This window comes from Acinetobacter sp. 226-1 (assembly GCF_030329325.1).
In the GTDB taxonomy this organism is placed as follows: domain Bacteria; phylum Pseudomonadota; class Gammaproteobacteria; order Pseudomonadales; family Moraxellaceae; genus Acinetobacter; species Acinetobacter sichuanensis.
Window position 1 is genome coordinate 213,188 of record NZ_JACANU010000004.1, and the last position, 16,134, is coordinate 229,321.

A 16,134-nucleotide genomic window follows, 5' to 3' on the forward strand; every position below is an offset into this window, starting at 1 on the left:
CTCGATGAAAGTCTTATATTGATTAACCTGCTTGCTTTGCGGTTTGTTTGGCAATCTCTTGATTACGTAGTAAAAAACGTTGAATTTTACCACTTGGGGTTTTAGGTAGCTCCAAAACGAACTCAACTTGACGTGGATAAGCATGTGCAGATAAACGTTTTTTAACAAACTGTCCAAGTTGTTCTGCGAGCTCATCACATGCTGTTTTGCCTTCCGCCAAAATCACGAAAGCTTTCACTATTTCAGTCCGCTCAGGATCAGGCACACCCACCACAGCAGCTTCAATTACCGCATCATGCTCAAGCAAAGCACTTTCTACATCAAAAGGACCGATACGATAGCCTGACGTTGTAATGACATCATCACTACGACCAACAAAACTCATACTGCCATCTGCATGTAATTCTGCGGTATCGCCAGTTAAATAATAATGCTTTAAAAATGGTGACTTACGACTTTCTTTATAACCGCCAAACCACATCATTGGAGATTGTTCGATATCAACAGCAAGGATTCCCGCCGTATCTGTCGGTAGTTCATTGCCTTGCTCATCCACAACAGCCACACGATACCCTGGACTTGCATAGCCTGCGACACCAGCTCGAACATCATGATTGAGTGCATGATGGTTACAGACCACCATGCCTGTTTCAGTTTGCCCATAATGGTCAAAAATTGGGGCATCTAAAACTTGTTTAAACCATCTAAACACTTCTGGATTTAAAGGTTCGCCTGCGCTACTCACCACACGGAATTTACCTTTTAGTTTTGCCATTTGCTGAGGATCAGCCGCCATCATCATACGGTAGGCTGTTGGCGCACCTGCCAAATTGGTCACTTGATAATCATCAACAATCTGACACAAGCTGTCGATGCTAAAACCACCTTCGTAGAATAAAGTCGCATGACCTAACAATAATGGTCCTGTGATGCCATAGTACAAACCATACGCCCAACCAGGGTCAGCAATATTCCAAAATGAATCATCTGCTTTTAAACCAATGGCATCTTTCATGTAGTTGCCAAAAGCAATTAAAGCTTTTAATGGTACTTCAAGCGGTTTTGCAGGACCTGTCGTACCTGAGGTAAACATCAGTAAAAATGGATCTTGGATCGTTTGCATGACCAATTCACATTGATCAGACTCTGCATTGACCACATCCCAAAAGTTTAAATCACCTTGTTCAACACCATGACCGTCACGATCCGCAACCGTCACGATTTGTGGGCAATGAGCAATTTCATCTAATTTGCTACGGTTGCCTACATCTGAAATCACCAATTTACTTTGTGCTAACTGAACACGATGCTCAATCGCCTTCGGTCCAAAAGCGGTGAATAACGGTTGATACACAGCACCAATGCGCCAAGCCCCTAAAATCACCACCAAAAGTTCAGGCGTTCGGGGTAATAATCCAGAAACTCGATCACCTTTTTGCACACCTTGCGATTTTAAAAAATTGGCAAATTGGCTTGACCATGTTTTCAGTTGGCTAAAGGTATATTGTTCTTTGCGTCCATCTTTTCCTTGCCAATACAACGCGACTTTATTCGCATCTGCTTCTGCATGACGGTCACAGCATTCATAGCAAGCATTAACTTGATCTAATGAACCCGAAAGCATTTCTTTAGCAGCTTGATTTAAATCAAATGCTGCCGCTACATCTTGATAATTCAACATCGTTTAAGCTCCGTCTAGATTTGTTCTTATTCATGACATGAGTGAATATTTATCGTTATGCCATCCTTTGGCATGAAACTATTAAGCTTGTGGTGGTAAATATTGCTGAATAATGCTTGAAAAATCTAAGTGCGCATTACCTTGCAAACACAACTGTTGATACATTTGTTGCACCAAACCGCCCAATAAAATCGGTTGTTTGACTTGTCCTGCTGCTTCGATGGCTAAACCTAAATCTTTCAGCATGAGTTGTGTGGCAAAACCATCGGTATAACCACGACCTGCGGGTGCATTAGCTGAAATACCAGCCCAAGGATTACACACTTCTGAACTCCAACAGCGACCACTTGAACTGTTGACCACACATGCAAGCGCTTGCGGGTCAATACCAAGTTTTGCTCCCAATGCCATTCCTTCAGCAACCGCAGCCATTGAAATGCCTAAAATCAAATTATTACAAATTTTAGCAATTTGCCCTGCACCAACATCACCGCAATGCACAATGTTTTTACCCATGTGTTGCAAAACAGTCTTCGCTTGCTCAAATACCGCATCATCGCTACCGACCATAAAGGTCAATGTACCTGCTTGTGCACCAATCGTACCGCCTGACACAGGCGCATCACAGATTTTAATGCCTTTTTTAGCACCCACGGCTGCAATATCTTTAATACTTTGCGGATCAATGGTGCTGCTATCAATACATAAGCTGCCCGCTTTAAGTACTGACAACACACCATTTTCACCCAAATACACCTCTTTTACATGTTTTGCCGCAGGTAACATGCTGATCACTACATCAGCATGTTGCGCCGTTGCCTGAGGACTGTCACACACAATCCCACCTGCTTCGGTGAAGTGCTGAATTGCCACTTCACTAAGGTCAAAACCGTATACCGTTAAACCTGCTTTGAGGAGGTTTTGAGCCATTTTACCGCCCATATTCCCTAAACCAATAAAAGCAATATTCATCCTTGAACTCCTAAATTTTGTGTATTTACACGCAGGTTTTAACGTAGGCTAATGGTGGTGTTGACTTCACCTTTTTCTTGAGTGTCTTCAAACCAACGGCTGGTAATGGTTTTGGTTTGAGTATAGAACTGTACTGCTTGCTTACCATAAGGACCTAAGTCGCCAAGTTTTGAACCACGCGAACCTGTGAAGCTAAAAAATGGTACAGGTACAGGAATTGGGATATTAATACCAACTTGACCGATATCAATGGTGTTTTGGAATGTCCGTGCAATTGCACCACTTTGGGTAAATAAGCCCACACCATTACCAAATGGATTGGCATTAATCAATTCGATTGCTTCATCTAAAGTATCTACATTGATAATAGCAAGCACAGGACCAAAGATTTCTTCTTTATAAATGCGCATATCTGTTTTGACATCATTGAAAATGGTCGCACCAACAAAGTTGCCATTTTCATAACCCACAACTTGCACATCACGACCATCGAGTAACAGCTCTGCTCCTTGCTCTACACCGCTGTTGATCAAGTCCATCACACGAGCTTTGGCACGAGGAGAAATCACTGGACCAATGTCAGTATTTGGCTCATGTCCTGCATTGACTTTTAAAGTTTTGGCTTTTTCGATCAGTTCATCTACCCAGTTTTGGCTTTCACCGACCATCACTGCAACAGAAAGCGCCATACAACGTTGACCTGCCGCACCAAATGCCGCCCCGACAAGCGCATTTAAAGTTTGTTCTTTATTGGCATCAGGCATGACCACGACATGGTTTTTTGCACCCATCATCGACTGAACACGTTTACCATGCTGTCCTGCAAGGTTATATACATGCGTTCCGACAGCCGTTGAACCGACAAATGAAATCGCTTTGATATCTTGATGGGTACATAAACGGTCAACCACTTCTTTACCGCCGTGTACGACATTAAGTACGCCTGCAGGTACACCCGCTTGTACAGCAAGCTCAACCAACATCATGGTCGACAATGGATCTTGTTCAGAGGGTTTCAACACAAAAGTATTTCCGCACACAATCGCCATTGGGAACATCCACAAAGGAATCATCGCAGGGAAGTTAAATGGTGTAATACCTGCACAGACGCCAAGCGGTTGCTGCAATGTATACGTGTCTACACCACGTGCGACACCCTCGACATATTCACCCATTTGCAACGTACCAATTGAACACGCATGCTCAACGACTTCTAAACCACGTTGGATATCGCCTTCAGCATCAGCCAAGGTTTTGCCTTGTTCAGCCGTTAATACTTTTGCAATGTCTTTCATGTTGTCACGGATCAAGTCCTGTAACTTCAACATGATACGCATACGTGCTTGGATTGGTGTTAAACGCCACGTTTTAAAAGCATCTTGAGCAGCAGCAATGGCAGCATCAACTTCATCCAGTGTTGCCATCGGCACACGACCTAATATTTCCTGTGTTGCAGGGTTGACAATGTCTTGCCAATCCGAAGTTTGTGATTCTACAAACTGTCCGTTAATTAATAATTTAGCCGTCGTTGACTGAATATTTGTGATGCTGTTCATAACCTCTCCATAGGTACTATTTTTTGTTGTTTCATTGTTTGAAAATAACTTGAAACTCAATTCAGCTTATTTTCTGTATTGCTGTTTCATTTGAGACTAACAAAGAAAAATTTGACGACCAATAGAAATTCACGCACGATTGTTGTGCAAAAATGCACACGGAAGAACAGCAACAATGAAAGTGGATTGGGATCATTTACAATATTTTTTAGTCTTGGCACGTGCAAAAACACTGACCAATGCAGCACGCATGATTGGTGTTGAACATAGTACTGTTTCTCGAAGAATACAGGCTTTGGAGCTGACTTTAGGAACGCCATTATTTAAACGTGAAGCAACAGGTTATGAACTGACTATAGAAGGTTTAGCACTTGTGCCACGTGTAGAGCAAATGGAACACGCTTTTTTACAAATCGAAAAACCACATCAACCTTTACAAGGTCGTGTGCGTATTGGCACACCAGAAGGTTTTGGCACTGCATTTTTAGCCAAATTATTGGCAGAATTGTCCAAAAAATATCCCTTACTCATCATTGATCTAATCCCTGTACCGAAAATGATTAAGCTCTCACATCGTGAAGCTGACATTGTGATTTCAATTGATCGTCCTAAGTCTGGACCTTATATCATCACCCGTTTGACCGACTATTGTTTAAAAATTTATGGCAGTAAAGACTATCTCTCACAAAGCCAACCCATTCATAAACTTGAAGATTTAAAAAAACATCGCTTTGTTAATTATATTGATGATTTGGTCTACAGCCCTGAATTGTATTGTTTAGAACGGCTACCGTTACAGCTCACTGCAAATTTTCGAAGCAGTAGCATTTTGGCACAGCAAATTGCTGTCAGCACAGGTGCAGGATTGGCAATATTGCCCAAATTTTTAGCTCAGGATCAAACTGAGCTAGAACAAGTTTTAAAAGATGAAGTTCGTTTTGTACATACTTTTTGGATGTTGACTTTAGTCGATTTACAACATGAACCACGCATTAAATTGGTCTGGGATTTTCTAAGAGCGCAAGCGGATGAATATCAACATTTATTGATGGACTAATTTTTTATTTTTAAACAACTCGCATAAGACCCTAAATTCAGGGTCTTATATTTCACATACTTGCAAAAAGTGATGATTTTAAAATCACTGTTCAAACACTTCTTTTAAGTCTTTCGGCATCCCTTGAGCAGACTTAAACTCCCCTTTACTGTCTTTCCAAATCACCGCAGGCGTTGCAAAGAAACCATATTTATCCATGAGTTCCTGATTGGCATCAATTTTTTTGGCAATTTCAGCAGGAATATTTTGCATTGGTTTTAAGGATTGATCACCTGATTTTAAATTAAGTTGGCTAAAAACTTGCTCAGGATTTTTCGATGTTAATAAAGTTGCCACTTGCCCACGACTTTCTTTGCGGATCACAGCCACTTGAATGTGACGTAATTGAACTTTTCCTGAATTTACCCAAGGACGTGCCTTTTGCCAAAACTGATGACAATAAGGGCAATTCGGGTCAGAAAAAACATAAACTACACGTGGTGCATCTTTTTTACCGTCTTGAATATACGTTGATTTTTCCAATGACTGCCATACATCATCTAAAACAGCGCCTTTGACATGCTTTTCTAATGCTTCAACGGACAAATTTTCCCCTTTGGCATTATATAAATCTCCCACGATATAATATTTTTGATCATTTGAAATGAACACTGTCGCAGGATATTGATCTCTATGCCCTGCCCAACCTGTCATATTTGCAGGTGCAGGAATTTCCTTCACAAATTCAAAGCCTTCATTTACAATTTGTTGTTGCAATGGTGTGAGTGCAAAACTTGTACTTGCACTACCAAATACACATAAAGTTAAAGCGATTTTTTGTGATAAATAACGAATATTTTGCATAATTTCTACCTATTTTAAATGATCAGAATTCGAAATTTTCTTTAAATACTGTTGCAGCATGGCAGGACTCAGTTCGCCCATATGACGATCCATCAATTGCCCTTGTGAGTTAAAAAATAGCGTGCTTGGCAAACCAAACATCTTCATTTCTTTGGCAAGTTGCCCTTTGGAATCCATCAAAACATATTGAAAAGAAAAATGATGTTTATTTAAATATTGCTGAATTTTCGTCACATTTTCACCTTGATTCAGCATGACAAAATTGACATTTTTAAATTGAGTTTGCGCTTGTGCCAAAACAGGCATCTCACGATGACATGGTGGGCACCAACTCGCCCAAAGATTCACAACGGTTGGCTTACCCATAAACTGCTGTAATGGAATTTCTGTTTGTTCAAGGCTAGAAAATTGCATTTCAGGATAAAAACTGTGTGGCTTTTGCCACTGTTTTAAGCCCAAACTTACAGCACAGAGTAAGCTAAAAATGGTGACGAAAATAATTTTATTTTCAATTTTAAATGCACGATTTTTCCATAAAAACCATGCTACACCTGCACATACACCACCATATAAATGAAAGCCTTTGTCTTGAACCTTAAACATGTCGATGGGAGATGCCAAATACACATCTAGATTTAACAGCACAAAAACCAATCGTGCTGCGATCAGCCCCACCCACAATGTCGTCCATAAAGAATCAGAAAAAATTTGCCAAGTTTCAGCCGACCATTGCTGCTTTTTTTGCAACACTTTTCCCGTACCATAAACAATCATCAAATTCAAAATGACCAGAGCCAAAGCAAAAGGAAGCATAAATGGTCCCACATGTATGGCTTCAGCGGAGAGCATCATTTTGTGCCCTCAGTCAAAGTTTTAAGTTGTTGTTGTAATTCTGCGGCTTTAAATGTTCCTGTCAAACGCAAATCACGCACTTCTTGTTGCTGTGCATTGAGGAAAATCATGGTAGGTGGACCCAATATTTGCCACTCTTTTAACAACTCACTTTGTGATGCATTTGATTGAGTTAAATCTAATTTAATCCTTACAACATCAGTTAACGCATCTTGTACATCAGCACGAGGAAGAACTTCACGCTCAATGGGTTGACATGCGACACACCAGTCTGCATAAACATCAATGACTACATTTTTCTGACTATTTTGCGCCAAAGCCTGAGTCAGCTCTTGTTTGGTGGTGACTTTAATCCATGAATGTAAAGTTGTATTTTCTGTTGCATTGATATTTTGATAAACTTGATTCATTTGCCAAATTGTTGCTACAGCCATGACAGCAACCAATATTAACACAATGATTTTATAAGAAAATTTTGTGATATGGCGTAAAATATTCAATAAATAAATAAGCGCTGCTAAAAATAAAATCACAAATGCTACTGAATAAGCAGTCAATGGTAATAATGGGCGTGCAAAATAAATCGCCATTGCCAACATCACAAAGCCAAAACCAAACTTCAGTCTGTCCATCCATAAACCAGGTTTAGGTAGATATTTTGCACCAAAAACACTGGCGATAAATAAAGGTAAACCGATGCCGATACCTAATAAAAATAGATAAAACCCACTGAGCAAAGGCTGATCAAGGTGAGAAACATATAACAATGCTCCTGCCAATGGCGCACTCATACATGGTCCAACAATGAGTGCTGAAATCGCACCCATCATGCCTGCGCCCACTAAAGTTCCACCTTTTTGACGTTGCTGAAGGCGGTCTAAACGCTGCATCAAGCCTTGTGGTAATGACAATTGATATAAACCAAATAAATTGAGTGCAAAAACCACAAACAATAAGGCAAAAACGCCAATAAAAATTGGGTTTTGGAACCAACGCTGTAAACCAAAACCAAGCTGTGAAACAACAACACCCATCAAGCCATAGACCAATGCCATACAAAGCACAAACGTCGTAGCGATTGCTGCAGCTCGATAACCTTTACTATGCTGAATTAAAATGCCAGATAAAATTGGAATAAGCGGCAAAGAGCAAGGCAAAAATGCCAATAAAATACCCAAACCAATAAAAACTAGAATATTAAAAAAAATATTTTGTTGCGAAAGTAAAGCTAAGAAAAATTGGTCATTGTTCCATTCAGGTTGGAGCTGTGTTGTGGTTGCAGTTTGTGCAGATGTGGTTTTGGGCTGCTCTTCAGGTATAAGCTCTAAAGCTTGTGCTGTGCTTGCATTACCCAACTCATGTGCTGAATCTATTGGCTTTGCAGTCGCTTTATTGTCAACCTCTGGTATGGTTTTTATCTGCTTTTCTGTATTTAGGCTATTTTCAACGTCTTTATTTTGTGTAAGTTGATTTTTTTCTTCGGTCAGTGTCGGTTCAGCCGCTGTTACTAATTTTTTTGCAAAATTTTGCTGAGGCAATAAACCTGTAGCATCCGTTTCAATCGTTGTACTTTGTAATGGATAGCATAAACCATCCGCTGAGCAACCTTGCCACTCCACCTGATACTTGCTGTTGGGTTGTACAGCAATCTGTGCTGTGACTTGGTGATAATGCACATTGGTTTTACCAAAGGTTGGATCATCTTTTTCTTCACCTTTGGGCAGTTTTAAAGCGACGGGTTTTTGCCCCACACTGACTTTAAATTGCTCATGATATAAATAATAATGTGGAGCAATTTGCCAGTTCAGTTCAGCTTTTTGTGTAGAAATAGAACTCGCCTGAAATTTGAAAGCTTGATCAGGCGCTAAAAAATCTTCATTTGCAAATAATGAAACTGAGGCTAAGCTCAGTACCATACCTGTCAAGGTTTTGATGAACATATCAACTCATCTAAATAATCTGATGTATGGCATTATCGTAGAAATAAAGTTAAGAGAACATTAAGACTTGTTTTTCTTTGTAAAATATATACTTTATAAGAGGAATATTCATGTTTGTAGTCTTGGTTGAAGATGATCCCTATATTGCACAAAGTATCGTTGCCGCCTTGGATTATTTAAATATTTCAATTGAACATGTGAGTACTGCCCAAGCTGCGGATTATTTTATTCGTCAAAGTGCCGTAGATTTATGTTTATTAGATTTAGGCTTACCTGATCAAGATGGTCTGGAGTTATTATCAAGTTGGCGTAAAGATCAACTTCATGTTCCTGTCTTGGTACTGACTGCACGTAATCAAACACAACAATGTGTAGAAGCGTTAAATGCAGGTGCAGATGACTATCTGACTAAACCTTTTGATTTAGAAGAATTAATTGCAAGAATCCACTCACTTTCACGTCGTCATCGTGGTTATTCTTCTAATATTTTATCTATAGGTGATTTAGAAATTCATCAGGAAACACAACAAGCTTATTATCAACAACAAGTACTGAGTCTGTCACGCCGAGAATACAGCCTACTCGAAACATTTATGTTATATCCGAATCAGGTCTTAAAAACCGACCAATTAATTGATAAAACTTATGGTTTTCAAGATAGTATCGAAAGTAATGCCATCAATGTCCATATTCATCATTTACGCCATAAAACAAATCCTGACTTGATTCAAACGGTTCGTGGTGTGGGCTATATTTTAAAAATTGCTGCTCATCACCTATGAAAAGTTATAGTCTAAAATGGCGTTTAGTCTCAACATTATTGATCGTTTTTATTTTACTTTGGTCAATGGTGTTTTTTTGGTTGTATTATGATCTACAAAAACGTTTACAACACACACTTGATGAACGTCTTTCAGCATCAGCACATATGGTCGCGCGCTTAATCCAACATTTACCTGTTGAAGATTTACCGAATATGTTGGAATCGGTCAATGCTGAAACAGCAGCACAAAATCTAATTGCCTGTGAAGTCTCATTTTTTTAGTTCTCAAATTTCAAGCCATCAAAAAGTGATTGCTCGAACACAAGATGCTCCTGAAAATCTGAGTACACAAAATACAGGCTTTAGCACATGGCAATATCACGGCGTTGAATGGCGCAGCTATACCTTAAAAAAGGGGCAAATACAGGTTGTTTCTGCTGAAAAACTAGAATTACGTGCTTCATTACTCACACAAATTTTAAAATCAGTGCTCATACCATTGATTTTTACACTTATTTTATGCGTGTTTTTAATTTTATGGATCATCAAAATTGAATTTGAACCACTTGATCAGATTGCTCAACATATTACTGAAAAAAAACAACATTTATCAGATGCAACGACTTATTTACGTAGTTTAGAAACACAAAATATTCCTCATGAAATTCAACCTTTTGTTGAAAGCTTAATTGCATTAATTCAAAACTTACATCACAGTTTAGAAAATGAAAAAAGTTTTAGTGCCTTTGCTGCACATGAGTTGCGCAGTCCGCTCACTGCCATTAAAACCAATGTACAACTGAGTTTGCTCATGCTCAAACAGCCTCATCTCAAAGCAGATAAACTGACTCAAAACCTTGAGCAAGCAGAGTCTAGTATTCAGCGTTATCAACAATTGTTAGAGCAATTATTATTATTGAGCAAAACAGAATTACACACACAACAACATTTAGAACATAGTGCTATTGGTCGTATTTTACAACAGGTGATCACAGAGTTAGCACATCACCCTGCTGCACAAACGCAACTTCTTCAAATTGACTGGGAAAGTTTGACATCTCTACAACTTCCCGCTTCAACTATTTATATGGTATTGAAAAATTTAATTGAAAATGCTTATTTACATGCACATTCAAACACAGTCATTCAGATTTTTATGCAACACGAAACTTTGATTATTCAAGACCAAGGTGTAGGTTTAAATGATGCAGAATTAAACTTATTAACCAAACGTTTTTGGCGAAAATCGGCACAAAATACTGGGCATGGTTTAGGTCTTTCTTTAGTCAGTGTATTGTTAAATAAACACGCTTATCAAATTGAATTTATGCATAATATTCCCACAGGTTTGAAAGTGGTTATTTCCAAGATTTAAAAAAATTTATGTTCAATGGTGATTTAAGAAATAAATTTTAAATTACCATTACATATAATACTTAGGCTATTTACCATTCATAAAATCAAGCCCAGATAACTAAAATTGCTGCAATCACCACTAAAACCAACCCTAAATGCTCTGTTCTTGCTAATTTTTCTTTAAAGAAAAACAATGAAATCAATAAACTAAATAAAATTTCAATTTGACCTAGCGTTTTTACAATTGCAACAGATTGCATACTCATTGCCGTAAACCAACCCAAAGAAGCCAAAAAGCTGCATACACTCACTTTAAAAGTTAGCCCTTTTTGCTGCCACATTGCCAATAAAGTTTTAGGGCGAAAAACTGCTAAAACAAACAGCATTGTTAAACATTGAAAAGTAATAATACTCAACAAAACCCATGCAGCACGGTACATATAAGATAAATTTGTCAGCTCTAAACTCGCCTCACGTACCAACAATGAAGTAATTGCGAAACATAATCCACTTCCTATCCCAATCAACAAAGTTTGTAAAGAAAGTGGTTGTTTTTGACTGCCCTGACTCAATAAAAAAACAGCAATACCACCTAAAGCAACTCCAATCCAACCCAAAAATGTTAACCGTTCACTTAAAAACATCACCGCAATCATGGCAGCTAAAATGGCTTCGCTTTTGGCTAATCCCACGCCAATTGCATAATTTTTTTGTTTAAAAAGCTGTACCATTAAAGCTGTTGCTGCAATCTGGCTCGTTCCTGCGATCACAATATACAGCCAATATCTTGGGGTAAATACGACATGTGTTGATTCAATCTGATACCGAGATAATAGAGATACATATAAAATTGCAAATGGAAAACCAAAAATAAATCGCGCTAAAGTTACGCCATAAACATCAACAGTTAAGCTGAGTTGTTTTTGAAATGCATTACGCCATGCCTGCATAAATGCAGCCATCAAAGTAAAAAAAATCCAAATTGAAGACATGTAAATGTGGTTGGTCAAAATCAGTTTATCAAATATACACCTGATCTTATTGAAATCCTTATTTTTGAAGATTTTATATACTTTCTTTTTTAGAACTTTTGACTAAATTTAAAATTTAATCCCAGACTTTGTTTTTTTAAAACATATCACTTTCAATAAAAATAGAATAATTACTCTACTATTTTTCGAACATTTGGTTATTTTTATGTGATTTTATTCAAGGAATACAACTTATTGATTCAGTATTCATTTATCTAAAAATCGAAGAATAAAACAACATTTTCTTATTTTATGAGAATTGTTCAATATATTTCATTATGTTACAACGCCTGCTGATTTTAGAGTAATTAATCTGTTTTTTAGATTTTACTCCTCTGTAATAATAATGTCTTGGATGAAAAATACATGCGTATGCAACCTAAGTTGATCACTATTGCAATCTCGCTCATCAGTGTAGGTTCTATAACACAAACATTTGCGCAAGGTTATGCTGTAAATGAACAAAGTATTTCTGCAATGGGCTCAGCTTATGCAGGACGTGGGGCAAATGTCCAAGATGCCTCTATTCTTTATGGCAACCCTGCTGGGATTACACAATTAGAACATGCTGAAATCAGCCAAAATCTTACTTTTGTAAAAGCCTATTCTGATCTTAAAAATACACAAGGTTCAGGCTTAGCCAGTCAAGGAAGCAATGATGGCGACTTTGTACCTGAAGTGATTTTAGGTTCAAGCTATGCCTCTGTTCCACTCAATCATTTAATTGATGGTTTATCGGCAGGTCTCGGTATTTACGTTCCTTTTGGGATTTCGAGTAATTATGAAACCAACTTCCAAGGTTCTGTTTTTGGCGATAAAACCAAAGTTAAAGTGGTGACTATTCAACCTACTATTGCTTATGAAATTAACCCTAAAATTTCTGTAGGTCTTGGTGCGACCATCAACCGTATGGACGGTGAAATTAACCAAAGCTTAACAGGTCAAACAGACCGTACAGGTTTAAAAGGTGAGGATTTTGCAGGAGGTTATAATCTCGGACTATTATTACATCCCACTGAAAAAACGCATGTTGGTTTAACATATCATTCAAAAGTTGAATATAAATTAAAAGATACAGCTTATCTTAAAGGGCTAAACCCAATGGCTTTGTTGGCAAATCCACAAGCAGCAGCGTTGTTGGCACAAAAAGGGATTGACCTTGCTGCATTACCGCCATTAAATGCTTTAAATATGACATCACAAGATGCATCTTTAAAAGTAACAACACCTGAAAGTGCTGAGTTATCAGTTTCTTATCAAGTTACACCAAACTTAAACCTACTAGGTAGCGCGACTTGGACACGTTGGAGTCGCTTAGGTACACTCAGCCCAGAAACAGGTTTTAGTGCCGATTTATTATTAGCACAAAATGCACAATTGGCTGGATTATTGGGGCAAATGCTTGCTTCTGGCAAACTGAGTCCTGAAGAAATCAATCAAATCAAAAAAATGGTCGATGCTCAACTGGCAGGCAACCATGATGAAGTGTTAAAGTTTAAAGATAATTGGATGTTCAATGTGGGTGCTGAATATCGTGTTAATCCGCATTGGAAAGTTCGTGCAGGTTATGCCTACGATCAAAGCCCTGTAGATACTGAGCATCGTACAGTACGTCTTCCTTTAGGCAATCGTAATATTGTCAGCCTAGGCGCAAACTATCAAGCAACAGCAAATACTTCAATTGATGCAGGTTATATGTATATTTTCGAAAATACAGCACGTGTTCATCAAGAAAAAAGTAACGCAAACTATTCTGCTGAATATAAAAATACGGCTCATACCGTTGGTTTACAGTTAAATCATCGTTTTTAAGTCAGCACAATGATAAAAAATCATACAGATATTTTCCTTTGAATATGTCTGTATGATGCTCAAGTTTGATCTTCTGTTAAGCCTTGAAAAAAAATAAATTTTTATTCAGGAGAGAATGTAACATAACTGTCATATATAAATCTTAGTATGCCATGCAAGCTTACACAGACCTTTAAAAATGACGAAGATCATGCCTGATTTAGAAAATTTTCAACACAGTTCAGATACTTATATTAATCGTGAAATTTCTCTTTTAGAATTCCACAAACGTGTACTCGCTCAAGCAAACGATCAAAATCATCCTTTATTAGAGCGATTAAACTTTTTGATTATCTTTTCAAGAAACTTAGATGAATTTTTTGAAATCCGTGTAGCAGGTCTAATTAAACAATTAGATATGAACACCATTACCACCTCTCCTGATGGTATTCCCAATGAAGTGATTATTCAGCAGATTTCTGAACTTGCTCGCCAAGCCCTAGAAGAACAATATAAAATATTAAATGATGATCTTTTGCCACAATTGCAAAATTTTGGCATACGTTATATTCAATTTGCAGATATTTTAGAAAAACATAAAGATTGGATTAAAGACTACTTTTTCAAACAAGTTCAACCTGTAGTTACCCCGATTAGTCTTGACCCTGCGCATCCTTTTCCTCGATTAGTCAATAAAAGTCTGAACTTTATCGTGACACTTGAAGGCAAAGATGCTTTTGGGCGACATATTGAACTGGCGATTGTCCCTGCTCCCCGCTCTCTACCACGACTGGTGAGACTTCCAGCAGAACTCACTGATGGCGAAGAACATTACATTTTGCTTTCTGCGATTATTCAACAACATATCAGTGATTTATTTCCGGGCATGGTGGCAACAGGTTGCTATCAATTCCGTGTCACTCGTAATGCAGATTTAACACTTGCTGAAGATATAGATGACTTAGCCGTAGCCTTAAAAGATGAATTATCTTCTCGACGTTTTGGACGTGCAGTACGTTTAGAGGTGACAAAAAACTGCCCAAAACCGATTAGCCATTATTTACTGGAACAGTTCGATTTAGACCCAATGCATTTGTATCAAGTCGATGGTCCTGTAAATTTAGCGCGTCTGGTGGCGAATTTTGATATTCCTGCCTTACGTTTTAAACCTTTTCAACCTGTTATTCCTAAAGTAGTGCGTAATACCGCACAAATATTTGAAGTCTTAAGTAAACGTGATGTTTTATTGCATCATCCATTTGACTCTTTTACACCTGTCATTAGTTTATTAAAAGAAGCAGCCAAAGATCCCAATGTTCTCGCTATTAAACAAACGTTGTATCGTAGCGGACCAGACTCGGAAATTGTCCAAGTTTTAGCAGAAGCAGCCAGAAATGGCAAAGAAGTCACTGCAATCATTGAATTACGCGCTCGCTTCGATGAAGAGTCAAATATCATCGTCGCCAATATTTTACAAGAAGCTGGTGCTGTTGTCGTTTATGGAATCGTTGGCTATAAAACACATGCTAAAATGATTTTAATTGTGCGTCGTGAAGCAGATAAGTTGAAACGCTATGTACATTTAGGCACAGGAAATTATCATGCAGGTAATGCCAAAATGTATACAGATTATGGCTTAATGACGACGGATTTAGATATTTGTGAAGATGTTCATAAAATTTTCCAAGAGCTTACAGGCATGGGACGTATGGCAAAATCACAAAAGTTATTTCATGCACCATTTACTTTACATGCACAGTTGTTAAATTTAATTGATCAAGAAATTCAGCATGCTCAAGCAGGTCTTGCAGCGCATATTATTATTAAAGTCAATGCTCTAACAGAACCAAAACTTATTGCTGCCTTATATAAAGCCTCACAAGCAGGTGTAAAAGTAGACTTACTTATTCGCTCTATTTGCTGTCTAAGACCAAAAGTTGCAGGATTATCAGACAATATTACGGTTCGCTCTATCGTGGGACGTTTTTTAGAACATACTCGTGTGTATTATTTTCAAAATAATGATGATGCGAAGCTTTATTGTTCAAGTGCTGACTGGATGGGACGTAATTTATTTTCTCGTGTGGAAACCTGTTTCCCGATTGAAGCGCCTAAACTGCGTAAGCAAATCATTGAAGATGGGTTACTGAACTATCTTAAAGACAATGTTCGGGCTTGGGAGCTTGCAGCCAATGGGCAGTGGACAGCACTGCAAGCCACAGAACATGAAACACCATTTATTGCACAGCAATACTTAATGGAACAACGTGTTATAAAGACCATTGCTTGATG

The 16,134-nt window shown here is 38.1% G+C and carries 11 protein-coding genes and 1 pseudogene; 5 read left to right on the plus strand and 7 right to left on the minus strand.

What is annotated here, in order from left to right; all coding sequences use genetic code 11:
* Window positions 1-22 precede the first annotated feature (22 nt).
* The 3 genes from HX124_RS09695 to HX124_RS09705 all read right to left on the minus strand — a co-directional run bounded on the left by HX124_RS09695 (window position 23) and on the right by HX124_RS09705 (window position 4,209).
* Window positions 23-1,681: an AMP-binding protein gene (locus tag HX124_RS09695; RefSeq protein ID WP_286382470.1), complete on the minus strand. Its 1,659-nt coding sequence runs from the start codon at window positions 1,679-1,681 to the stop codon at window positions 23-25.
* A gap of 81 nt (window positions 1,682-1,762) precedes the next feature.
* Window positions 1,763-2,653, minus strand: a complete 891-nt coding sequence (gene mmsB / locus HX124_RS09700; protein ID WP_286382473.1) for a 3-hydroxyisobutyrate dehydrogenase — start codon at window positions 2,651-2,653, stop codon at window positions 1,763-1,765.
* 38 nt (window positions 2,654-2,691) lie between these two features.
* Window positions 2,692-4,209 carry a CoA-acylating methylmalonate-semialdehyde dehydrogenase gene (locus HX124_RS09705; RefSeq protein WP_286382475.1) on the minus strand — a complete coding sequence of 506 codons (1,518 nt, stop codon included), beginning with the start codon at window positions 4,207-4,209 and terminating at the stop codon, window positions 2,692-2,694.
* Window positions 4,210-4,384: 175 nt separating this feature from the next.
* On the opposite strand from HX124_RS09705, the gene HX124_RS09710 reads away from it, so the two are divergent.
* Window positions 4,385-5,266 (plus strand): LysR family transcriptional regulator, encoded by an 882-nt coding sequence (locus tag HX124_RS09710; protein ID WP_286382476.1) that lies wholly within the window; start codon window positions 4,385-4,387, stop codon window positions 5,264-5,266.
* An 84-nt stretch (window positions 5,267-5,350) separates the two neighbouring features.
* Here the strand turns inward: HX124_RS09710 and dsbG are convergent, their stop codons facing one another.
* The 3 genes from dsbG to dsbD are packed head-to-tail and all read right to left on the minus strand — an operon-like array spanning window position 5,351 to window position 8,901.
* Window positions 5,351-6,109 (minus strand): thiol:disulfide interchange protein DsbG, encoded by a 759-nt coding sequence (gene dsbG, locus HX124_RS09715; RefSeq protein ID WP_286382478.1) that lies wholly within the window; start codon window positions 6,107-6,109, stop codon window positions 5,351-5,353.
* Between the two features lie 9 nt (window positions 6,110-6,118).
* Window positions 6,119-6,961: a TlpA disulfide reductase family protein gene (locus HX124_RS09720; RefSeq protein ID WP_286382480.1), complete on the minus strand. Its 843-nt coding sequence runs from the start codon at window positions 6,959-6,961 to the stop codon at window positions 6,119-6,121.
* Complete coding sequence (gene dsbD, locus HX124_RS09725; protein ID WP_286382482.1) at window positions 6,958-8,901, minus strand: protein-disulfide reductase DsbD; 1,944 nt, start codon at window positions 8,899-8,901, stop codon at window positions 6,958-6,960. Before dsbD ends, HX124_RS09720 begins: the two co-directional genes overlap by 4 nt.
* Before the next feature lie 110 nt (window positions 8,902-9,011).
* On the opposite strand from dsbD, the gene HX124_RS09730 reads away from it, so the two are divergent.
* Window positions 9,012-9,683, plus strand: coding sequence for a response regulator transcription factor (locus HX124_RS09730; protein WP_286382484.1), 672 nt, complete (start codon window positions 9,012-9,014; stop codon window positions 9,681-9,683).
* A pseudogene (locus HX124_RS09735) lies at window positions 9,680-11,039 on the plus strand (sensor histidine kinase). Before HX124_RS09730 ends, HX124_RS09735 begins: the two are co-directional and overlap by 4 nt.
* An 85-nt stretch (window positions 11,040-11,124) precedes the next feature.
* Here HX124_RS09735 and HX124_RS09740 read toward each other — a convergent pair.
* Window positions 11,125-12,012, minus strand: coding sequence for a DMT family transporter (locus tag HX124_RS09740; RefSeq protein WP_286382486.1), 888 nt, complete (start codon window positions 12,010-12,012; stop codon window positions 11,125-11,127).
* A gap of 405 nt (window positions 12,013-12,417) precedes the next feature.
* On the opposite strand from HX124_RS09740, the gene HX124_RS09745 reads away from it, so the two are divergent.
* Entirely contained in the window at window positions 12,418-13,863 is a 1,446-nt protein-coding gene (locus HX124_RS09745; protein ID WP_286382488.1) for an OmpP1/FadL family transporter, read from the plus strand.
* A 178-nt stretch (window positions 13,864-14,041) separates the two neighbouring features.
* Window positions 14,042-16,132, plus strand: coding sequence for a polyphosphate kinase 1 (gene ppk1, locus HX124_RS09750; RefSeq protein WP_286382490.1), 2,091 nt, complete (start codon window positions 14,042-14,044; stop codon window positions 16,130-16,132).
* The last annotated feature ends 2 nt before the right edge of the window (window positions 16,133-16,134 follow it).

Excerpts from the sequence above, each read along its gene's own strand:
- HX124_RS09745 (WP_286382488.1), top strand. The coding sequence starts at position 12,418 with ATGCGTATGCAACCTAAGTTGATCACTATTGCAATCTCGCTCATCAGT.
- dsbD (WP_286382482.1), bottom strand. The coding sequence starts at position 8,901 with ATGTTCATCAAAACCTTGACAGGTATGGTACTGAGCTTAGCCTCAGTT.
- HX124_RS09740 (WP_286382486.1), bottom strand. The coding sequence starts at position 12,012 with ATGTCTTCAATTTGGATTTTTTTTACTTTGATGGCTGCATTTATGCAG.
- HX124_RS09710 (WP_286382476.1), top strand. The coding sequence starts at position 4,385 with ATGAAAGTGGATTGGGATCATTTACAATATTTTTTAGTCTTGGCACGT.
- ppk1 (WP_286382490.1), top strand. The coding sequence starts at position 14,042 with ATGACGAAGATCATGCCTGATTTAGAAAATTTTCAACACAGTTCAGAT.
- dsbG (WP_286382478.1), bottom strand. The coding sequence starts at position 6,109 with ATGCAAAATATTCGTTATTTATCACAAAAAATCGCTTTAACTTTATGT.
- HX124_RS09730 (WP_286382484.1), top strand. The coding sequence starts at position 9,012 with ATGTTTGTAGTCTTGGTTGAAGATGATCCCTATATTGCACAAAGTATC.
- HX124_RS09720 (WP_286382480.1), bottom strand. The coding sequence starts at position 6,961 with ATGATGCTCTCCGCTGAAGCCATACATGTGGGACCATTTATGCTTCCT.
- mmsB (WP_286382473.1), bottom strand. The coding sequence starts at position 2,653 with ATGAATATTGCTTTTATTGGTTTAGGGAATATGGGCGGTAAAATGGCT.
- HX124_RS09695 (WP_286382470.1), bottom strand. The coding sequence starts at position 1,681 with ATGTTGAATTATCAAGATGTAGCGGCAGCATTTGATTTAAATCAAGCT.
- HX124_RS09705 (WP_286382475.1), bottom strand. The coding sequence starts at position 4,209 with ATGAACAGCATCACAAATATTCAGTCAACGACGGCTAAATTATTAATT.